Source organism: Sphingomonas sp. RIT328 (assembly GCF_000632225.1).
In the GTDB taxonomy this organism is placed as follows: domain Bacteria; phylum Pseudomonadota; class Alphaproteobacteria; order Sphingomonadales; family Sphingomonadaceae; genus Sphingomonas; species Sphingomonas kyungheensis.
On sequence record NZ_JFYV01000003.1, the window covers coordinates 14,178 to 35,295 of the forward strand.

Genomic DNA, 21,118 nt, shown 5'->3' on the forward strand with positions numbered 1-21,118 from the left:
GAGGATTGACGCGTTCGTTTCCGCTGCCCAAAACCAACTCATCGCTCATCGGGTCGCCTTGTCCACCGCGCGAAAGATGGGACTTTCGCTTGAATTATCAAACGGCACAGTGGCGGGATTCGAGAGTCGATAGCAAATGATAAGACGTCACCCCTTTTGGAGAAAATAGAGCACCCCTTGTACGCGCGCACCCTTCGGACACTTAGATAGCCCAATCTGCCTCGAGCCAAAACTTTTTGGTGTTCGTAGCGAACTTATCAGCGCGGTAGCGAGCAAAGCGGGCTGATAAGCTGGTGCGCCCCTGTTTTACGCCAGCCAGTAGATCGAGTTCGGTGCCGTAGTGCTGGTCCAGACGATCACTGCGGAATCGATGCCAGACTGCCTGCAGGTTAGCGCCCGCAAACGGGCCAAGCACCTTCCAGTTGAGCGCCCCGCTTACGTAGAGGTCGCGGACCCCATTTGGGGGCGTGGTCACGAATTTACCGGCCCAGCCCTGAAACCGAAAGACGCTGCCCAGTGGCGTCTGCACGCTCGTCAGCGGTCGGCCGTCGTCTGCGCCTAACACCTCGTGACCGAGCGTTGCCGACATCAATCCCTTGCTGACGGTTGCCTCCGCCAGCCAGTAATTGGCTTCGAAATCATTGGGGTTGCGATGCCAGTCGCTCTGCCGCGCCCAGCTGCCAATATAGGCGACCCCGACATTCCCCAGCCTGTAGATGCCCGCGAGACGCACGCCATAGGTCTGGCTGGACAGGCGGAAGCCCTGCACCACCGCTTCATCCTGATCCACCATGTAGGCAAAGCCGGTCACCGTCCCGATCGGGGTGGCAACGCCCGCAAGCGCGAAGACGTTGTCCCCGCTGATCGCCTGCTGGCGCGCGCCGACGCCATCGATGCCGTTGGTGGTCCGGTTCGACCAGGCGTAGGACAGGTCGGTAAACACCCGCTTCGGATCGCCCCATATCACGCGCACGGCGTCAAATGTCTGTTGGTTCTGACGCCAGGTTTGCGATCCTATGAATCGCTGGTCGGCAAGCTCCAGCAGCTGTCGTCCGGCGGTCGCCGCCATCTTGCCCGAGTGGAAGCGCAGCTGCGCACGGTTCAATTCGACATTGGAAGGATCCGGCACTACGGGATAGCCCGCACGCCCGTTCAGTCCGTCGTTAAAGCGGTTGATGATCCCCAGCGTTGCTTCCGCCTCGACCAGCAGCTGAAGCGGACCGGCATCCGCCTGTACGCCTGAGCGCATGCGGGCCGTCACCGCGTCCGCATTTTGGGGCAGCCCGTCCTGGTCGACATGTTCCGAGCGGACGCGAAGGTCGACCAGCGGCTTCAATATTATATCTTGCGCGGAGGCGGCTTGGCACAGGCCTAGCGTCGCCGCGGCGATCGGCCACGTCTTCAAGGATTTTCTCCGGGAAAAGAGGGCGGCGGTCCAGAAGGGCCGACGCCAAGAGGGGCTGGGTTCAAGCGGGGCGCGCGAGACTCGGGCTAAGGGCTTCGAGCTCGCCCGTCTCACGGCCCTTGCGGCCGTAGAAGAGCTCGAAGAGCGGGCTCGCCATCATCGTAGTGACGATCGCCATCAGGACGAGCATCGAAAACAGGGTCGGACCGATGATGCCTTTCTGCAGGCCGATGTTGATAATGATGAGTTCCATCAGCCCGCGCGAGTTCATCAGCGCACCGATGCCGAGCGCCGTACGGTTGTCCTCGCCCGACAGGCGCGCGGCGAGGTAGCAGGCACCGCCCTTAGCCAGAACCGAGGCGGCAAGGATGCCGAGCGCGATCAGCAGGAGCGAGGGTGAGTTCACCATGTCCATGCGGGTGTTGAGGCCTGAATAGGTGAAAAACATCGGCAGCAGCAGGACGACCGTGACCGGCTCCAACTTGCGCTTGATCTCTTGGGTCAAGAGCCCGCGCGGCATCACCGCGCCCATGATGAAGCCACCGAAGATCGCGTGAATTCCGATTACGTCCATGAAGCAAGCAGAGATGCAGAAGGCGATCATGACAAAGGCAAACATCGGCATGTTGAGCTCACCGTCGCGCTCCACCTTGGCCGCGAGCGGCGCCAGGATTCGCGGCCCGGCAAAAATTACGAAAGCCGCCCAGAGCAATCCTCCGCCGATCGCAAGGATCGCAACGCCCGCCCCGCCCCCGAAGGTAGCAAGCACAATCGCAAGCACACACCACGAGCACGCGTCATCAAACGCTCCTGCCGTGAGCGACAGGGTGCCGAGCGAGGAGTTCGCCAGCCCGCGCTCGTTGATGATCCGCGCCAGCATCGGAAAGGCGGTCAGCGCGATGCAGGCGCCCAGGAACAGTGTTGCATTGCCTTGGCTCATCCCCGGCGCAAACAGGTCGGGCACGCCGAGCAGCATCGGCGTGATGACGACCGCGATCGCAAACGGCGCGGCGATGCCTGCCATAGACACGAATGACGCGCTCTTGGCCTTGGTGCGGAAATGATCGAGGCGGAGCGTCGTGCCGACGAGGAACATGTAGAGACCGACACCCAGCTGCGCGCCGGCATACAGCACGCTCTTCGTTTCCTTCGGGAAGATCGCACCCTGGAGGTCTGGAAAGACGAGCCCGAGCAGTGACGGCCCCAGCACCACGCCTGCGATCATTTCTCCCACCACCTGGGGCTGCGCGAGCATCTTCTTGCCGAGCCAACCGACCACCTTGCAGGCGAGCAGGATGACTGCGAGCTGGAGAAAGAAATGAACGCTGTAATCGCCCGGTGCATAACTGCTGGCAGCTGACTGCGTCGCCGGGCCATGCGGGTCGAGTACCCCCGACAGCGTCTTCCAAAGGCTTTCCAGCCAACTATTCATGATCGATCCTCCCTCACCGACCTTGAACGTCGGCTTCCTGAGGCGGAGACAATCAGTTCGGCCGCTATGTGCAACGTGAAAGTCTAGGCGCCGATACGATTTACGGCATCACGCAGCAACGTGTTGCGGGCGGGGCACAACGTAGTATCGTACCTACACCGAGAATCCGTGCAATGTAGGCAGGTAGGTACGTGCAGACAGTCACAAGTCGCGCCTTCAACCAGGATGTCAGCCAAGCGAAACGACTCGCTCGGACAGAGCCGGTCTTTGTCACGGACCGCGGCAAGCCGACGCATGTGCTGCTCAGCATCGATGCCTTTCGTCAGCTGACCGGGTCGGGCGAAACCGTGACAGACCTGCTGGCCATGGAGGACACGGTGATGGTTGAACCCGACTGGCGGGCTGCTGGCGAACTGTCGCGGCGGGTACGATGATGTACCTCCTCGACACGCAGGTGGTCTGGGAACTGCGGAGCGCCCGTGCAGGACTCGCCGACCCCGCTCTAGCAAGCTGGGCGGCGGGCCAATCGCGAACAAGCCTGTTTCTGTCAGCCCTGACGGTGGCCGAACTGGCGTCTGGGGCCCTGCAGGTCGAACGTGCCGACAAGGCGGCGGCCGCCGCAATTCGACGATGGATCGAAGGACCAGTGACGATGGCGTTCGACGGACGGGTGGTGGCAATTGACGCGGCCGTTGCGCGCCGAGCGATGACGCTGAGCTATCCCGACCTGCGCGACGGCTTGATAGCGGCTACGGCGCTGGAGCATGGCCTGACGCTGGCGACGCGTCAGCCCGCGGCGTTCAAGACGGGCAAGGTCAAGACGTTCAATCCCTGGGGCTACTCGCCCGATACGACCGACGACGACGATTGGCGGCAGGCTGCCCGAGGCGGGCCGCTATGGCTCAAGAACCTGTTCGTGCGGGGGTGAGCGCGGGAGCCGCGAAGCGTTGCACCAGCTCGCGATGCGAAGGCAGATCGCGGGTGGCCCGCTCGCCGAAAGCTTTGATGCGCGCAAACAGCCGGCGCGCCTCGGCGACGTCAGGGAAGTCCTCTCGCCCCTCCGACAGGTCCGTCCGAAAACCCATGCCGTACAGGATGTACTGGTAGTTGAAGAAGGCGAAAGACTCGACGTCGAGCTGCAGGTCGTATCGGCTTGGTGGGCGATACCGCCATTGGTTCAGCAGCTCACGCAACCGGTCTGGAATTGACACAGGATCAGCATTGTCGCGCCAGAATGGCTCGGGCCTGCGGCTCAGGCAATAATGCAACTTTAGGAAGTTCACGATGTTGGCGTAGCGCGCGCCCATCAGCTCATTGAAGCGGCGGGCGGGCAGATCGACAGGGCCTTGATGAGGAAACAGTTCCGCGATCATGCCGATTGCCGCCTCGATCAGGACGACGCCAGTCGATTCAAGCGGCTCGAGAAATCCTCCAGACAAACCGACCGCGACGCAGTTGCCGATCCAGGGCTGCGTGCGCCAGCCAGCTTCGAACGACAGATTGCGCGGGACGACGCCATGAGCGGCGGGCCCGAGATGCTCGCGAAGCACCGCGGCAGCGCGGTCATCGTCCATGTAGCGACTGGAGTAGACGCAGCCGATGCCGCGCCCCGTGGACAGGCCGATGTCCCAAATCCATCCAGCTTCGTGCGCGGATGCGATCGTGTAGCTCTCGATCGCGGCATCCGGGCGATCATAGGGTAGCTTGCAGGTGAGCGCCCGATCAGTGAACAGCTGATTTCGGACGGAATGGAAGGGAGAGCCTAGGGCCTTGCCGATCAGTTCGGCACGAAAGCCAGTGCAGTCGATGTACAGGTCGGCAGAAAATGCGCCGGTCTCCGTGCCTATGCCGGCAATCTGGCCGGATTCGTTCAGCGCTACGGTGCGAAGGCGGCCTTCGACATGCTCCACCCCCAGTTCACGTGCGCGATTAGCAAGGATGCGCGAAAGCTGGACGGCATCGAAGTGGAAGGCGTAGTTGAGCGGCCCGGCGAAATCACCTTCGCCGGGTTGCTTAGGCGCGCGCTTAGCCTCAGCGACGCGGTTCTGGATCGTCACGGCCTCCGCGAATGGTGGGCGTTCCGCCTCGTCCTGGAGAAGCCAGTATGGGACCAGGCTGGTCTCGTGCGACTGAAACGGGGGCTCGAACGGATGGAAATAACTGTGCCCCCCATCCGCATCTGCCGCCTGCCATCCCTTAAAGCGGACGCCCTGTTTAAACGTCGCCGAAGCTTCACGCACGAAGGCCGGCTCCTCGATGCCGAGGAAGCGCAGCGTGTCGCGGATCGTCGGAAACGTTCCTTCCCCAACGCCGATGATGCCAATGTCAGCAGACTCAAGCAGGGTTATTCGAACCGACTGGCCTAACGCCTTAGCCAGATAGGCCGCAGTCAGCCAACCGGCAGTGCCGCCACCAACGATGAGGATCCGCCGCCCACGTGACATACTTCGCGCTTAGCTCATCGCCACCTCTTCGGATACCCGCAGCTCACGTTTCCCAACTCCTGGCGAAAGCCGAAACCGCGCGGCTGTGCGACTTAGAAGAGCTACATGGTGTGTGCTATAACCGAATTGTTTAAACACCGGCTCGTTGCCACAGTGTTGCCGCCGGATTGTGATTGTCCCGAGCGTGGATGGGGGGCATCTGCGGGTTGGCGACGTTCCGTAAATGGCATAGGGCTGGACAGCTTCAAAGCAGCCGCCAAGACCCACAAGACGACATTCAGCCGTCGTTGCCCGCTCCCCAACTTCAGACATCCGTTCATGTCCATTCGATGCCTCGACGAGCGGCCGTGGAATGACAAAAAGTGGGACTTTGCCGACCTTCGCACGCGACCTGTCGGACGGCAGCTATCGTCCGATAGCCGACGTTTAACGTTTACCCGTCGACATCCCATTGTAGCCGCTGGGAGCGACGATATGGTGTTGGTATGTGGCCGCTGCCCTTCCTTACTTTGGAGTTCTTGGCTTCCGTTGGACAACAGCACATTGCTTCCTATCGTAATCCGGACTGGACGGCGTGACTGTCCTGCGGTCGGAACATCCACGCGTCGCGGCTTGGCTTGAGAATTTCGCGGTCCCGCGACGCGATACCGCGCGTTTACTTATCGACGCGCTCGAATTGATCAGCGAGACCGATCTGCGCCGCGAGTTGATCGCTGCGACGCTGGCCTTGTTGCCGAACCTTGACGGGCCGGTCGCTGCGTTCCCGGCACGCGAGGTATCGCCCGGAGAATCTGCGCACGCGGAAGGACGGGCGGGTCGCTATCAGCTTCTCGAGCCCGGACTACCCGGCAGCGAGGCAGTGCTGGCCAACATCTTGACCGGCGTGCTGCGCGAGGGCGGTGGCTCAGCGGGGCTGCTGGGTGGCCATGATCTTGAGAGCCTGCGCGAGCACAAGGTCCGCACGATCCTGCTGCTCGACGATTTCAGCGGATCGGGCAGTCAGCTGATCAAGTTCCATAAGGCACTCCGGCGTCACAAAACGATCCGCAGCTGGACCTCTTACCATCTAGTCGAGTTTCATGTCCTCGCTTATGCCGCCACAGACAAGGCGGCGCGGCTACTGCGTCGGCGCTTCGGAGACGACAAGGTCCATATCCTTCGCGCCTGCCCGACCTTCGAAGGCGCCGGCTGGACGCCCGAGCAACGCGCCGAAGTTGAGGCGCTGTGCCGAACTTCGACGGGTCGTCGTTTCAGGAATTATGCGTTGGGTTTCCGCGATAGCCGCGCGCTGATCGCTTTCGAACACACTGCACCCAACAACCTGCCCTATATCCTCTGGAAGGTCGCGACCGGCTGGAGCAGCCTGTTCGAATATAAGGGCGTACCAAACAACCTGCTGCGGCTGTTCACGATGCGGCCCGACCCGGCGCGCGAGCCGCTGGTGGGCAGCGCTGGTGCCGCGCGGCTCGGCCAGACCATCGACCTGCTCGGGCGGCGTGTCCATGACGCCGGCAATATCGCCGAAGTGCTGCGCGTCAGCATCGCCGAAGCGCAGCGTTTGCTACGCCTCGCTTTTGATCTTGGGCTGACCAATAGACGGCATCGCCTGACCGATGCCGGCCGTGCCGAGCTCAAGCGCTGGCGCGCCGCGCATCCAGTGCGCGTGTTGCCGAATCGCGACGAACCCTATTATCCTAAGCAACTGAGGGCGGAGCGCTGAGCATCCAGCTTCCCCCGGCCGTAAAGGCCGGACCAAGTCGCGGGGTTCTCGCGGCGGGCTGGCGCGTTGCGCTTCGCCTGGGAAACGGAGTCGCTGAGATCGACCTTAGTGAAGCGAACTTCCGCTCTGACGATGTCTGGGCTCGTCCGCTCCACTATGGCCTCCTTACGGGTCAAAGTGGATGATCAGCGCTTCGCCCCACCGGTACCGCGCCGAAGGTCGCACGCTCGGCCGGCCCGAACCGGTGCTCGACGCCGCGCTGGCCCAAGCCGCAGGCCCCGAGGCGCATGGCGCGCCCGCAATTCTCACCCTGATGCATCTCGCGAAGCGGATGGACGTCAGCTACAAATTCCTGCGTTCGGTGATCGCTAGCAAGGAAGGCACGCATTACCGCGACTTCCATATCAGCAAGCGCGATGGCGGCGGCCGGCGCATCGCGGTGCCCTCGCCCGAATTGATGGCGGTGCAGCGCTGGATCGTCCGTGAGATCCTGCGCGACCGGCCGGTGCACCGCGCCAGCTTCGCTTATGCCCGCGGCAGCTCGATCTATGCCTGCGCGCGGCACCACGCCGGCGCCGGCTGGCTGCTCAAGCTCGACATTCACGACTTCTTTGAAAGCATCCCCGAACGGTCGGTTTACCGCGTGTTCCGCGAGATCGGCTATGGCCGCCTCGTCGCCTTCGAGCTGGCGCGGCTCTGCACCCGCCCTTGGGTGGCGCCACCGCGCGATAAGCGCGCTGAGCGCAGCGTCGCCAATCCCAGCCGCCGCGGCATCGACATCTATCGCCGCCAACTGACCGGCTATCTGCCACAAGGCGCGCCGACCAGCCCGATGCTCTCCAACCTGGTCTTTCGCGTCCTCGACGAGCATCTGACCCAGCTCGCCACGCGTCATGGGCTGACTTACACGCGCTATTCCGACGACCTGACCTTTTCTGGGCCGGCGAGCGGCTTCAACCGTGCCCGCACAACCGCGATCGTCGGCGAAGTACGCGACCTACTCGCGACACGGCGATTCCGGCTGCATGAGCGCAAGATCACGATCGTCCCGCCCGGCGGGCGCAAGGTCGTGCTCGGTCTTTTGGTTGATCGCGCGGCGCCGCGCTTGTCGCGCGAGCTGCGCGGCCGGCTCGAAGATCATGTCCGCGGAATCGAGAAATTCGGGATCGCGCCGCATGCCACGGTGCGCGGCTTTGCCTCGGCAACGGGCATGATCAACCATATCGCCGGGCTGCTCCGCTTCGCCGGCCATATCGAACCCGGCTTTGCCGATCCGCTGCGCGCGCGCTTCGCCGCGGCGCTGGCGCACTGGCGCTGGTCGCCGGTTGATTGATCGCCTTGCGCTCTGGCGAGGATGGCCGGCGGGTTGATGATCAGGTTCGCTCGGCATCGATGATCGGCAGATCCAATGCGCCTCAGCCTCCCACCTCACCGAGGACACTAAGTGTGCTTTCCGCCCATTGCGGATATGTTCGGCCGATCAGTGGATGGCTGTTTTCGGTCTTGGGCATGTTAGTATTGAAAGACCTCTATTGGTGCGCGTTCCTGACGGCCCGCTTCCGAGCGTTCCGTCGGCAGCTTCTGTCAGGAGCAGACGTTCACGGATGCTGACCTGGACGACCGCTTCTGGTCGATACCTTCCGAAGGCAGAACCCACGAATGGCGGCTCAAGAGGTGTTTTCCGTTCCCCGGAAGCAGCCGCATAACGTGGGCAGCGCATGGACACGCTGATGCGAATGAACCTTGACGAGGATCACCGCGACGACCTGCCGTATGTCTCGTGACAGTCCCCGCCTTCAGCACCTCTTGAACAAATCTAGAACGTCCAACATTATGGCTATCGGACCATCCTCCAAATGAGATGGCTATTGGGGCGAACGGGCGATGCGGCTGCTGCGATATAGGGTGACGAACTTCCGATCGGTTGAGGACAGCGGCTGGATAGACGCCGACGATGTGACGGCGCTGATCGGTGTCAACGAGTCCGGCAAGTCCAACCTCCTCCTCCCGCTGTGGAAGCTGAAGCCTGCCCGCGAAGGCGAAATCCGGCCGACGTCGGACTATCCGAAGACGATGTTCGCCGAGATCCGCGAGAACCCCGCCCGGTTCCGCTTCATCTCGGCAGAATTCGCCACCGGCCCGCTCGGCCCGCGCATTGCCACGCTGGCCGGCATCGGACCGGAAGAGGCGGAGGTCGTCCGCGTCGACCGCTACTTCGACGGCGGCTACGTCTTCAGCTTCCCCGATCACGAGCACGCAACGACCGCGTCACCGGAGGACGTCGCGGCCATCCTCCACGCGGCGACGTCCGAGATCGGGGGGATGCCCGCGCTCGCCAAGGAGGAGGCGCAGAAGGCCGAGCTCATCTCGGGACTCCAGTCGGCCGCGCTCGAACTTCCCGACGCCCCGATGTCGGCGGATGCGCTGGCGGCGCTAGCCGAGGACCTCCGCGCCCTCGCCCCGACAGCGCCCGCGAAGACCAGCAGCATCTTCCCCCGCCTCGAGGCACTCGCGGCAAGCGTAGACGAGCTCCAGACGCGCGTGTCGGCCCCAGACCCGGGCGCGGTCGAGGCGGTCCGGACCGCCATCCTGAAGCGCGTGCCACGCTTCGTCTACTATTCGAACTACGGCAACCTGGACTCCGAGATCTACCTGCCGCACGTCGTGGACAATCTCGAACGGGAAGATCTCGGCGAGAAGGAGGCGGCCAAGGCGCGCACGCTGCGCGTGCTGTTCAGCTTCGTGCGGCTCGAGCCAAGCGAGATCCTGGAACTCGGCAAGGACGAGACGCCCGTCAACTCGCGCCGACCGACCGAGGCCGAGATCGCAGAGGTGGCCGAACGCAAGCGCGAGCGCTCCATCCTGCTCCAGTCGGCGGGCACAACGCTCACCTCCCGCTTCAAGGACTGGTGGAAGCAGGGAGACTACCGCTTCCGCTTCGAGGCGGACGGCAACCACTTCCGCATCTGGGTCGCCGACGACCGACGGCCAGCCGAGGTCGAACTCGAGGGCCGCAGCACCGGTCTCCAGTGGTTCCTGAGCTTCTATCTCGTCTTCCTCGTCGAGAGCGCCGGAGAGGGCGAGCACGAGAACGCGATCCTGCTGCTCGACGAGCCCGGCCTATCGCTCCACCCGCTGGCGCAATACGACTTGTCGAAGTTCTTCGACAACCTGGCGGCGACGAACCAGCTCATCTTCACCACCCACTCCCCCTTCCTGGTTCATGCCGACCGGCTGGACCGCGCACGCAAGGTCTACGTCGACGAGAAAGGCACAACCAAGGCTACGGCTGACCTGCGCAAGGGCGCGGAACTGCAGCCCGGCGCCGCCTACGCCGTGCACTCGGCACTGGGACTAAGCGTCGCCGACAGCCTGATGCTAGGCTGCCAGCCCGTGATCGTCGAGGGAAGCTCGGACCAGCACTACCTTACCGCGGTCAAGACCCTGCTCGTCGCTTCCGGCCGCCTGAAGCCGGTGCGGGAGTTCGTATTCCCGCCAGCCGGCGGGACCAAGAACACCCGCATGGTAGCAAGCATCCTGACTGGCCGCGACGAAGCGCTGCCCTTCATGATCCTCGACGGGGACATGATGGGCAGGAAGCTCGCCAAGGAGCTTGGCACCAGCCTCTACCAGGATCATGCCGACCGCCTCATCGGCGTCGACGACCACACGGGAATTGAAGGCTCGGAGATCGAGGACCTGATCCCGCCCGACGTGATGGCCGCCGTCATCGACCGCATGTACCGCAACGCGGACACCGAGTTCGCCGACGTGCTTGTGGCCGGAAAGCCGATCCTCGGCCAGATCGAGGCGTGGGCGGCGGCGCAGAAGGTTGACCTCGAGGCAGGCTGGAAGGCCGAGCTCTCGAAGAGGGTCAAACAGCACCTCCTCACCAAGGGAATGGCCGTGGTGAAACAGGAATACGGCGACCGCTGGCAGCGACTGTTCGACATCCTCGGTTCGACAATCGCTCCAGCCTAACCGCTCGCCCCATCGGCTCCACCCGATGGTTGTTGCCCGCAGCGGAGTCGGGCTGTGAATGAAGACATCCGTTCGAAGATCACATCCCCCTGCGTAACGCTACCCCGAACCCCCATGCTCGTAGCCGGTGGCACCAGCGCTCCCCGCCGCCGCGTCGTCAGCTCCGGCTGATGCCGGGTTGTGCGTTTCCACCCCTTCAGGTGGCTGAGCCTGCCCGTCTTCCGGGAATTCGGGAATCACGCCCCAGCCGCGGAGCTTATCCTCGCGCATCCGCGAGCGCGAAGCGATCCGCCCGAGAGCCTCGCCGAGGGACGCCCTCAGGTTCTCGGCACCGGGCTGCGCGGCAAGGCGGTCGGCCCACTCCATCATGCCCTTGACGTCGTCCGCTGCGTGGTCGTCGAACAGCCGGACGATCTCGTCGGCGCTCAGACGGGAGAGCCGCGCGGCATCCTCCGCGGGATTGTATCCCCCCGACTTCGCCATCTGCTTAAGCATGTCGGCGGGGTCCCGCGCATCGACGATCTCAGCGCGCCCCGCCTCCATCGCGGCCAGCAGCTCGGCATCGACCGGATCGTTCGCGAAGAACCGGTTCCAGCGATAGAAGAACCCCTCCTTGCCGCGGTTCGCCTCGATCCACCTCGCAAGGATGTCCGAAGCCTGCGCGTCGCGGCCATAGCGCCGCAGGAAGCTCAGGGTACCGTTCATGTTGATCGGCGTGATCTCAGCCAGGTTCTCTAGGGCACCGGCCTGCATCGCATCCAAGATCACGTCATCGTCCGTCGTCAGGCTGTCGTGATAGAGCCGCCATGCCCGAGAGAAGCTGTCGTCGCGGCCTTCCCGCCTCCGACGCTCCTCGACGGAACGCGCCGCCTCACGCAGGACGTCGCCCCGGAAGTACCCCAGCGCCACTCCATCGAGGATCGGCTCGTCCAGCTCGTCCGTCGAGCCATATCCGTATCGCCCCAGGAGCTCGCGCCAGCCCTTCTCGTCCGCCCGCTCCTCCTTGCGTCCGAACAGACCGCTCATCGGATTGAACCGCCTGACGAAGTCGAGGCTGGGCGCTAGATCGCGCTGGAGGAAGCACCAGCCTCCCAGCACCACCGTGGCCGTCGCCTGTGCAAGCGTCGCGGCGTCGAACCCCCGGAGCTCCGTCTCGACCAGCCTTGCCCACCGCTCGACCTTCTTCATCACCCGCATATTGGTGACGTTGAGCGCGGCCAGGCAATCGCGCAACGCCACGGCAACTGGATCGTCGCCCCCGATCGCGATCGCCGTAGCCTCCGCGCTCGTCGGCTCGAAGATCAGGAAGGTGTCCACCACCTTCTCGAGCTGGCGGTCGAGCTCATCCGCCTGCGTCGCCTCCGCCTGCTCCTTGTTGAGGAGCAGCACGACCTTGCAGCCCCTCTGCTCCCGCAGCAACGATGCAAGCCCCAGCACGTCGCGCATCTCGAGCGACTTGCCGGCGCGTTCGAGGTCGTCGAAGCATACGAGCTGCCCTCGCACCGTCAGGAAGGCGGCGCGATACAATGCGTCGCCGGCATCCTTCATCCGGAAGAACCCGGCGGCCACCTCCAGCGCGGGCCGGCTCCTCCGTGCGAACCGCTCACCCTCGCGCAGCATGCCGTGGAGGCTCGACGCGTCGGGCAGTGACGACCTGCCCGCCACCACCGTGTTCTCCACTATGGCGCTGCGGAGCTCGCCGAGGCTGTTCAAGCCGAAAAGGGACACGTAGGCGTGGCGGTCCACGCCGAGCCGACCCGCGGTCTCCTCCTCGCGCAAGAAGGTCTGCCAAGAGTAGGTCTTACCCACCCCCCACCGACCAGAAATGCAGAGCACCTCAGGAGACGGTGATCTCAGAAAACGCTCGATCTCGGCACGGACGATCGCATAGGACATGAGCGGGTTCTCGCACCGGGCTCGATCACTGTCGATCCCGTCGGCGGCCCTCTCAAGCATCCGTGGAGTCCTCGCCAGCGCACCTTGACCGTTGTCAAACCCGGGTAGCGGGCGCTTTCGTCGACATCATCGGGCATGCTCCGGCTCTTGGAGGCGTCGACATCGAGCCGGGCGACGTTAACGGTGGTAGTCTGTGTGAACGAACGTCCGCTGACCGGGTGTGGTCGGCGGAAAGCGGCCTTTCCGCTTTCCACCAACTGCGAGCGTTCGAGCCCCCTATCCTCACTGCTGAACGAACGGCAGCTTACCCCGGTGGGTCGCCCGAAAGCGGCCAGTCCGCAATCCACCACCGGCGGGCGTGAAGGCCCCCTGCCCTCCCGGCTGAACGGACGGCAACTTACTGGAATTGGCCGCCCGAAAGCTGCCGTTCCGGTATCCACCACCGACAGGCGTTTAAGGCCCGTGCCCGGCCACATGAACGAATGGCAGCTTTCGCTCGGGGCTTCTCGAAAGCGGCCAGTCCGCAATCCACCACTCCGTATCCGAAGCCGCCTGTTTGTTGACCACAGACAATGCCAGCCAGCAGCCCGCAAGCTCGCCCCGTCTGGGCTAGAACAATATAAGTCAGGCCGCGGCGATACCCTTCCCGATCACCGCCCGAAGGGCTCCGGTATACACGATCGAGCAGGAGTCTTTGTGGCTGGCGGTGGCAAGCCGCTTCACCGCCATCGTCAGCCCTCGTCAAGCTCGCGAGCGGCAGGCCTGCCGATTACTGCTACGCCGATTAGGCGGCCGTCACCGTCAAAGACCCCCATGCAGCCACATCCAGCGGATCGGTACGCCGTGAAGGCGGTCATGATCGCAGATAACTTGGCCCTTCGTTGCGCGTCACCGGCGAAGCTCTCAGCTCATTTCAAACCGCCCGCCGCCGCAGCGCTGGAACAGCCGTTTGTGCTTGGGGGTATCTTAGGGGGTATTCCGCCAGTCGGTTAACATGCTACAAGAGCGTCAGTTCGATAGGTGCCGGGCCCACCAACGCATTCACTCCGACCGCCGCAGCGCCCCTCGCCGTCACGATGACCGCGGCGCGAACCATTCGCCGAGCAGGGGGCGGAGCGCCTCGGCAAGCGACGCCAGCGCGCGATCCCCGGCCCCCGCGGCCCCCGCGTCATCATTGGCTGCGGCGGCGGGCGGGCGCATCGTGACATAGCGCACCGCCAGCTCGGTGCGGGTCTCGATCGGCGCCGTACCCCGCTCCATCGCGCCGATCGTCTCGCGCGCCATGCCGATCGCTTCGCCGAGTGCGGCCTGGGATAACCCGGCCGCCTTGCGTATCGCCTTCAGTTCGTCAGCATGCATCACCAACCACTTCTCCCTATGAGACCTTCAGCATCCCCGCCCCGGCGATCGCGTCACAAACGGGATGGATCAGAGTCAGCTTGGCTTACCCATCGATCCGATCTAGCCTCTCATCAGCAGGGAGGACATCATGATCGCTCAAGCGCTGACGGCTGCCATCGCCATGGTCTTTGCCGCCCAAACCACACCCGCCGCCGACCACGAGAACAACCGGAACAGGAAAGTCTGTCGGCAGGATCAAAGCACGGGCAGCATATTGCCCCGGCGCATATGCCATAGCCGATCCGAATGGGCGGCCATTCTCGAAAAGCAAGGCGACGACACCAACAATGCCCGGGTGCGGTGTGGCAACAACAAGATCCAGCCCTTCCAGAATTAGGCGGGAAGGACGCATGACCGATCTCAGATCGCGCGGCTCGTCCCGCGCGCGGTCATCTCGCCGGCCGGCTGACGTGCGACGAGACTGCCTGTGAGAAAAGGGGACGGGTGGCTCCTCCCTCATCCGATAATTTCCGGGACCGTCTCCGGCGCGTCGAGGCTCGTAGGCGCGATGACGGCGCCGAACGCGGCAGTCGCTGCGTCACGGGTCGGCCGCCTGATCGATGCAGGGCGTTCGGGAGGCGATGGCCTGGCCTTGGACTTGGCGTGATGCTGACCGGGTGCTCGAGCCCGGCGACGCAAGCGGAAGACATATGACCTCGCCTTCGCCAAGGGCAGCGCGACCGATCGCTGCACGGCCAAGCGCGCGGTGACGGAAGGCTATCAGAGGCAGGGCGACGAGGACCGGGACATGGCGCCGCAAGGCCGAGGCGGAATGCCGTACCGCCCGTCCGGTCAACGGCAACGCGACATAGGTTCGTCCTATCTGGGGCGCGTCACCCGGCTTTATCTGCCGGCGGAGTGAACCGCAGCACGCCGTCGTCGATCCGACCGGTGCGGAACGACCACAGGTCGCGCAGATAATTCTGATGGACGCGCCACGGGGCGCGCCTGCCCTGCCGCGGCAGCAGATGCGCGGACCGCTGGATATAGCCCGAGCTGAGATCGAGAATCGGCGTGTCCGGTGCCTCGGTGTCGGCGGGCACGGGCACGGCGCTGGCCAGCCCGCGCGCCGTCATATGGTCGAGCAGCCGGCGGACGAAGCGCGCGGTGAGGTCGCTGCGCAGCGTCCACGAGGCGTTGGTATATCCGACCGCAAAGGCGAGATTGGGCACGCCGGCGAGCATCGCGCCGCGGTACATCAGTCGCTCGTTCGGCTCGACCGCGACGCCGTCGACGCTGAGCCGGGCGCCGCCCATCACCTGGAGGTTGAGCCCGGTCGCGGTGACCAGGATATCGGCGGCAAGCGTCCTGCCGGAGGTAAAGGCAAGGCCGTCCGGCCGCAGCGACTCGATCGTATCGGTGACGATCGCCGCGCGCCCGTCGCGCAAAACCGCGAACAGATCACCGTCCGGCGCCAGACAGAGCCGCTGGTCCCAGGGATCGTAGCGCGGCGTCAGGTGCGTCGCGATATCGAATGCGTCACCGAGCAGCCGGCGCTGCCTCGCCGCGATCTGGCGCTTGAGCAGGCCCGGCCAGCGCCGCGACAGGCCGTAGGTCGCGACCGCGTAACCGATCGACTTCCACCGCACCGCCGCCGCCGCCACCCGCCGCGGCAGCCAGCGATGCAGGCGGGCGGCGAGCGCATCGGTCGCCGGCTGCGCGACGATATAGGTCGGCGAGCGCTGCACCATCGTCACCTGCGCGGCGCCGCGCGCGACCAGCGCGGGCAGCAGCGTCACCGCGGTGGCGCCGGAGCCGATCACCGCGATGCGCCTGCCCGCGACATCGAGATCCTCCGGCCAGAATTGCGGGTGGATGACGGGGCCGGCGAACGCCTCCCGCCCCGGCCAGTCCGGCGCATGCGCGCTGGCATAATCGTAATAGCCCGCGCACAGGAACAGGAAGCGGCAATGAAGCTGCTGCTCGACACCGCCCACCGTATAGCGCACCGTCCAGCGCGCCTGCGCCGACGACCAGTCCGCCGCGATCACCCGATGCCGCAGCCGCACCTTGGCGTCGATGCCGAAGGCCGCGGCCGTCTCGCGGATATAGTCGCGGATCGCTTCGCCCCCGGCGATCGCGTCGCCGCCGCGCCACGGATGAAAGGGGAAGCCGAGCGTCGCCATGTCCGAGTCGGAGCGGATGCCGGGATAGCGGAACAGGTCCCAGGTGCCGCCGATCGCGTCACGCGCCTCGAAGACCGCATAGCGGTACGGCGCAGCGCGCTCCTGCAACCGGAAGGCGGCCCCGATCCCCGACAGGCCGGCGCCGACGATCAGGACATCCAGCTCCATCGCCGCGCCGATCAGAACAGGTCGATCTTGACGCCCAAAGCGTAGATCATCCCGGCAAAGCCGGCGAGGAACAGCGCGGTGGCGATCATCGCCCCGATATCGCTGGTCGTCTCGCGCTTCACGATGCCGGCTGCGCCTTGACGATGCCATGCACGCGTTCGAGCGTGTCGAGCACCAGCCGCAGATCGTCGGCGGTCAGCGCGCTCGCCTCGTCGACATAGTCGCCGCTGGCGAAGGTCGCCGCGAAGGCGTGCAGGTGGTTGAGCGCTTCGCCGAGCCGGTGGGTCGCTGCATTTTCCGTCATATCAGCAGCCTAGTCATGGTTGCCGGCGCAGCGCAAGCGGCGTCACGGCGCACCGGGCAAGGCGTGGAAGACGGGCGGCGGCGCCTCGACCGCGGTGTCGGCGGGAACGTCCCGGCGCAGCCACACGCCGCCGCCGATCCGCGCACGCGCCCCGATCGTGACGCGGCCGACGATCGTCGCATTGGCGTGGATGACGACATCGTCGGCGACCACCGGATGCCGCGGCGTGCCCGCCTTGTCGCCGAACAGATCGGGATCGCCGCCCAGCGTGACGCCCTGGTACAGCCGGACGCGATCGCCGATCACACTGGTTTCGCCGATCACCACGCCGGTGCCGTGATCGATGAAGAAGCGCCGGCCGATCGTCGCGGCGGGATGGATGTCGATGCCGGTGCCGGCATGCGCGATCTCGGCGATCAAGCGCGCGACGAGCGGCGCGCCGAGCCGGTAAAGCAGATGCGCGATGCGATGATGGATGATCGCGGTGAACGAGGGATAGGCGAGCAGCACCTCGTCGACGCTTCGCGCCGCCGGGTCGGCGTCATAGGCGGCCTCGACATCGCTATCGAGCAACCGGCGCAGCGCCGGCAGGCCCGCGGCGAATGCGCCGGTCAGCCGCTCGCTCGTCGCGGCGGTGGCGGTCGAGTCGCCGTCGCTCCGATAGCGCAGCTCGAGATCGATCTGCGCGGCGAGCTGCGACAGGGTCGATTCGAGCGAGGCGGCAATGAAGGCATTCTCGTTGGCGGCGGTCAGTTCCGACGGGCCGAGGCGCAGCGGGAACAGCGCGGTGCCGAGTTCGCCGGCGATCCGCTTCAGCGCCTGCCGCGACGGAAAGCGGCTGCCCTGCTCGGCCTTGTTGGGATGCGCGGCGCGCCAGGCGACCCGCGCCTCGCGCAGGCCGTCGACGACGCGGTCGAGCTGCTGCGGGAATGCGATCGGCATTACGTCGGAAAGCGGGTCAGCCACAGCCTTGTCCTCACTGGGGAAAGGCATTTCGGCGAGGCGGCGCCGGCTTGGCAAAGCAGCTTGCCTTGTCGCGCGGCAAGTCCGGGTTGCAGCAACGCGGTCGGGTCGCTGCGGGCGACCCGACCGGTCGGACGATCAGGCCGCGCGGAACATCTCGGGCGACAGCGCCATCAGGCTGTCCGCCCCGCCCTCGATCTTGCGGCGCAGCGCGCCGGCATCGGGGGCGATCCGCTCGGCGAAGAAGCGCGCGGTGACGAGCTTGGCGTCGAGGAAGGCGGCATCGCCCTCGCCCGCCGCCTTGAGCCCGGCGGCCGCCTTGGCCATGCGCAGCCACATCAGCCCGGTCGCCACGATCCCCATCAGATGCATGTACGGCACCGCGCCGGCACCGACATGTTCGGGGTTCTTCATGCCATTGGCCATGAACCACATCGTCGCCGCCTGCAGTTCGCCGAGCGCCTTCTTGATCGCACCGGCGATCGCCGCGGTCGCCTCGTCGCCTTCCGCCGCGCCGGCTTCCTCGGCGACGATGCGGAACAACGCCTGCACCGCGCGGCCGCCGTTGAGCGCCAGCTTGCGACCGACGAGATCCATCGCCTGCACGCCGTTGGTGCCTTCGTAGATCATCGCGATTCGGGCATCGCGGACATATTGCTCCATGCCCCACTCGGCGATGTAGCCGTGACCGCCATAGACCTGCTGTGCGTTGGTCGCGATCTCATAGCCCTTGTCGGTGCCGACGCCCTTGATCACCGGTGTGAGCAGGCCGATCAGATCGCCCGCCAGCTGCCGCTCCCCCTCGTCCGCGCCGTTATGCTCCAGGTCTACCTGCAACGCGCCCCACAGGCACAATGCGCGCAGCCCTTCGGTCCACGCCTTGGCCTCCATCAGCATGCGGCGGATGTCGGGATGGACGAACAGCGTGTCCGCCTTCTCCTCCGGCTGCTTGGGGCCGGTCAGCGCGCGGCCCTGGCGGCGGTCGCCGGCATATTGCACCGCATTCTGATAGGCGACCTCGGCGATGCCGAGCCCCTGCAGGCCGACGCCGAGCCGCGCCGCGTTCATCATGATGAACATCGCGGCGAGGCCCTTCATCTCCTCGCCGACCAGCCAGCCGGTCGCGCCGTCATAGTTCATCACGCAGGTCGAATTGGCGTGGATACCCATCTTGTGCTCGATCGAGCCGCAGGTCACCGCGTTGCGTTCGCCGAGGCTGCCGTCGTCGTTGACCATCACCTTGGGCACGACGAACAGGCTGATCCCCTTCGAACTGTCCGGCGCGCCGGGGGTCTTGGCCAGCACGAGGTGGATGATATTGTCGGTGAGGTCGTGCTCGCCGGCCGAGATGAAGATCTTGGTGCCGGTGATCTTGTATGAGCCGTCCGCCTGCGGCTCCGCCTTGGTGCGGATCAGGCCGAGGTCGGTGCCGCATTGCGGCTCGGTCAGGTTCATCGTCCCGCCCCATTCGCCCGACACCATCTTGGGCACGTACATCGCCTGCTGCTCGGGACTGCCCTTGGCGATCAGCGCGGCGATCGCGCCATGGGTCAGGCCGGGATACATGGCGAAGGCCATGTTCGAGGAAATCATATATTCCTGGAAGGCGATCGAGACGACGTGCGGCATGCCCTGCCCACCATATTCGGGCGCATTGCCCAGCGTCGCCCAGCCGCTCTCGACATAGCGGGCATAGGCGTCCTTGAAGCCCTTGGGCGTGGTGACGCTGCCGTCCTCGTGCCGGGTGCAGCCTTCCTGATCGCCCGACTGGTTGAGCGGGAACAGCACCTCGGCGACGAAGCGGCCGCCCTCCTCCAGCACCGCCTCGACCACATCGGGGGTCGCGGCGTCGAAGCCGGGCAGATTGGAATAATTCTGCAAGCCGACGACGTGATCGAGGATGAAGCGCGTGTCGCGGACGGGGGGCGTATATTGGGGCATCCGATTATCCTTGTGTGTCGGCGATATGGACGGCCTCGACGACCGCCACGAATTCGGTGAGCTCGGCGATGGCGGCGTCGATGTCCTGCTTCTGCCGTTCGAGCAGATCGATGCGCGCGCGGCAGCGGTCGATCGAGACCTGCCGCTGGAGACGGCGACCGTCACCCAGATCGTAGAGGTCGATCATTTCGCGGATCTCGCCCAGGCTGAAGCCGACGCGCTTGCCGCGCAGGATCCAGGCGAGCCGGGCCCGGTCGCGATGCGAATAGATACGCTGCGTGCCGCGGCGTTCGGGGCCGATCAGCCCCTCGTCCTCATAGAAGCGCAACGCGCGCGCGGTGACGCCGAATTCCTCGCAAAGATCGGAAATGGTGAAATGATCGCGATCGTGGCGATGTTCGATCACGGCATAAGCAGGTGACGAGGCCATGGCCGGACGTTACGTCACGTTTACGTCAACGTCAACCTACTCTCCCATGGTGCACAGCCGCTTTCCGGACGGTGTGCGCAGCGTCGCCGCCTCGGCACGCGACGCGCTGAGCCGCTCGACCGTCAGCGCGTCGAGCGTCGCGCGTCCGGTGCAATATCGGTCGCAGCCGGCGGGCAGAGCGGCGGGGAAGACGATGCGGTCGCCCTCGAACCGCGCGTCGAAGCGGCACGGCCCGAAGGCGATCGCCAGATCGCTGCCGCGGCGGCGTGCCACGCCGGCGGCGGCGCAGCCCTGCCCCTCGCCATAGTCGATCACCGCGCCGATGCGCAGCGCGCCGCCGTCCTGCGGGACGATGCACAGGCGATCGGTCTCCGCCGCCCAGGACCCGACCGGATCGCCGCTCGCCGGATCGGCGACGAGCCCGGCGCGCAGCGCGGCGCGTTCGAGCCGGCTGCCCGGCGTATCCGTCACCGTCGGCGTGGGCGATCCGCAGCCGGCGAGCAGCGCGGCGAGCGCCAGCGCCGCGACCGCCCGCGTCATGCGACCGGCTGCAAGCCGTCGCCGACGATGCGGCGATAGAAACAGCTCGTCGCCCCGGTGTGGCAGGCGGGGCCGGCCGGATCGGCGATGATCCACAGCGCATCCTGATCGCAGTCGATCCGCATCTCGACGACGCGCAGCACGTTGCCGGACGTCTCGCCCTTCTTCCACAGCCGCGCGCGGCTGCGCGACCAGAAGGTCGCCTCGCCGCTCGCCTGGGTCGCGGCGAGCGCCTCCGCATTCATGTGCGCGACCATCAGCAGCGCGCCGCCCCGGTCGGTGACCACGGCGGTGACGAGGCCGGCGGCATCATATTTGGGATCGAGGACGAGATCGGTTTCGCGCGGGTCGGACATGCTCCGCCTAT

The 21,118-nt window shown here is 65.5% G+C and carries 18 protein-coding genes; 6 read left to right on the forward strand and 12 right to left on the reverse strand.

Annotated elements, in window-relative coordinates; translation table 11 throughout:
* Nucleotides 1–202: 202 nt before the first annotated feature.
* Together BW41_RS02660 and BW41_RS02665 are read right to left on the reverse strand one after the other, a co-directional pair.
* Nucleotides 203–1,405: an alginate export family protein gene (locus BW41_RS02660; RefSeq protein WP_051583199.1), complete on the reverse strand. Its 1,203-nt coding sequence runs from the start codon at nt 1,403–1,405 to the stop codon at nt 203–205.
* Between the two features lie 61 nt (nt 1,406–1,466).
* Nucleotides 1,467–2,837 carry a cation:proton antiporter gene (locus tag BW41_RS02665; protein WP_037531172.1) on the reverse strand — a complete coding sequence of 457 codons (1,371 nt, stop codon included), beginning with the start codon at nt 2,835–2,837 and terminating at the stop codon, nt 1,467–1,469.
* A gap of 191 nt (nt 2,838–3,028) precedes the next feature.
* Between BW41_RS02665 and BW41_RS02670 the strand changes: the two genes are divergently transcribed.
* Both BW41_RS02670 and BW41_RS02675 read left to right on the forward strand, forming a co-directional pair.
* Nucleotides 3,029–3,271, forward strand: coding sequence for a type II toxin-antitoxin system Phd/YefM family antitoxin (locus BW41_RS02670; protein ID WP_037531174.1), 243 nt, complete (start codon nt 3,029–3,031; stop codon nt 3,269–3,271).
* Nucleotides 3,271–3,765 (forward strand): PIN domain-containing protein, encoded by a 495-nt coding sequence (locus BW41_RS02675; protein ID WP_037531177.1) that lies wholly within the window; start codon nt 3,271–3,273, stop codon nt 3,763–3,765. The genes BW41_RS02670 and BW41_RS02675 overlap by 1 nt, the downstream gene beginning before the upstream one ends.
* On the opposite strand, the gene BW41_RS02680 is transcribed toward BW41_RS02675, so the two are convergent.
* On the reverse strand, nt 3,740–5,281 hold the full coding sequence (locus BW41_RS02680; RefSeq protein WP_037531180.1) for a tryptophan halogenase family protein: 1,542 nt from the start codon (nt 5,279–5,281) through the stop codon (nt 3,740–3,742). The genes BW41_RS02675 and BW41_RS02680 overlap by 26 nt on opposite strands.
* A gap of 574 nt (nt 5,282–5,855) precedes the next feature.
* On the opposite strand from BW41_RS02680, the gene BW41_RS02685 reads away from it, so the two are divergent.
* The 3 genes from BW41_RS02685 to BW41_RS02695 all read left to right on the forward strand — a co-directional run bounded on the left by BW41_RS02685 (nt 5,856) and on the right by BW41_RS02695 (nt 10,982).
* Nucleotides 5,856–7,001, forward strand: a complete 1,146-nt coding sequence (locus tag BW41_RS02685) for a phosphoribosyltransferase-like protein (protein ID WP_037531181.1) — start codon at nt 5,856–5,858, stop codon at nt 6,999–7,001.
* A gap of 181 nt (nt 7,002–7,182) precedes the next feature.
* The gene (locus BW41_RS02690; protein WP_051583200.1) at nt 7,183–8,334 is read left to right on the forward strand and encodes a reverse transcriptase family protein; all 1,152 of its coding nucleotides are present in this window, start codon (nt 7,183–7,185) and stop codon (nt 8,332–8,334) included.
* 551 nt (nt 8,335–8,885) lie between these two features.
* The gene (locus BW41_RS02695; protein WP_037531183.1) at nt 8,886–10,982 is read left to right on the forward strand and encodes an ATP-dependent nuclease; all 2,097 of its coding nucleotides are present in this window, start codon (nt 8,886–8,888) and stop codon (nt 10,980–10,982) included.
* Between the two features lie 99 nt (nt 10,983–11,081).
* Here BW41_RS02695 and BW41_RS02700 read toward each other — a convergent pair whose 3' ends face one another.
* Nucleotides 11,082–12,878: a hypothetical protein gene (locus tag BW41_RS02700; protein WP_037531185.1), complete on the reverse strand. Its 1,797-nt coding sequence runs from the start codon at nt 12,876–12,878 to the stop codon at nt 11,082–11,084.
* A 1,071-nt stretch (nt 12,879–13,949) separates the two neighbouring features.
* Entirely contained in the window at nt 13,950–14,237 is a 288-nt protein-coding gene (locus BW41_RS21435; RefSeq protein WP_037531188.1) for a helix-turn-helix transcriptional regulator, read from the reverse strand.
* A gap of 130 nt (nt 14,238–14,367) precedes the next feature.
* Here BW41_RS21435 and BW41_RS02710 point away from each other — a divergent pair, with 130 nt between their 5' ends.
* Nucleotides 14,368–14,616 (forward strand): hypothetical protein, encoded by a 249-nt coding sequence (locus BW41_RS02710; protein WP_037531190.1) that lies wholly within the window; start codon nt 14,368–14,370, stop codon nt 14,614–14,616.
* Between the two features lie 496 nt (nt 14,617–15,112).
* On the opposite strand, the gene BW41_RS02715 is transcribed toward BW41_RS02710, so the two are convergent.
* The 7 genes from BW41_RS02715 to hisI all read right to left on the reverse strand — a co-directional run bounded on the left by BW41_RS02715 (nt 15,113) and on the right by hisI (nt 21,107).
* A complete protein-coding gene (locus BW41_RS02715; protein ID WP_037531192.1) occupies nt 15,113–16,573 on the reverse strand; it encodes a flavin-containing monooxygenase in 1,461 nt (486 codons plus the stop codon).
* Nucleotides 16,574–16,691: 118 nt separating this feature from the next.
* Complete coding sequence (locus BW41_RS02720; RefSeq protein ID WP_037531194.1) at nt 16,692–16,877, reverse strand: hypothetical protein; 186 nt, start codon at nt 16,875–16,877, stop codon at nt 16,692–16,694.
* Between the two features lie 42 nt (nt 16,878–16,919).
* The gene (epsC, locus tag BW41_RS02725) at nt 16,920–17,843 is read right to left on the reverse strand and encodes a serine O-acetyltransferase EpsC (protein ID WP_235199472.1); all 924 of its coding nucleotides are present in this window, start codon (nt 17,841–17,843) and stop codon (nt 16,920–16,922) included.
* Nucleotides 17,844–17,978: 135 nt separating this feature from the next.
* Entirely contained in the window at nt 17,979–19,781 is a 1,803-nt protein-coding gene (locus BW41_RS02730) for an acyl-CoA dehydrogenase C-terminal domain-containing protein (RefSeq protein ID WP_037531196.1), read from the reverse strand.
* 4 nt (nt 19,782–19,785) lie between these two features.
* The gene (locus BW41_RS02735) at nt 19,786–20,211 is read right to left on the reverse strand and encodes a MerR family transcriptional regulator (protein WP_037531199.1); all 426 of its coding nucleotides are present in this window, start codon (nt 20,209–20,211) and stop codon (nt 19,786–19,788) included.
* A gap of 36 nt (nt 20,212–20,247) precedes the next feature.
* Nucleotides 20,248–20,751 (reverse strand): hypothetical protein, encoded by a 504-nt coding sequence (locus BW41_RS02740; protein WP_037531200.1) that lies wholly within the window; start codon nt 20,749–20,751, stop codon nt 20,248–20,250.
* Entirely contained in the window at nt 20,748–21,107 is a 360-nt protein-coding gene (gene hisI / locus BW41_RS02745; RefSeq protein ID WP_037531202.1) for a phosphoribosyl-AMP cyclohydrolase, read from the reverse strand. The genes BW41_RS02740 and hisI overlap by 4 nt, the downstream gene beginning before the upstream one ends.
* Between the last annotated feature and the right edge of the window lie 11 nt (nt 21,108–21,118).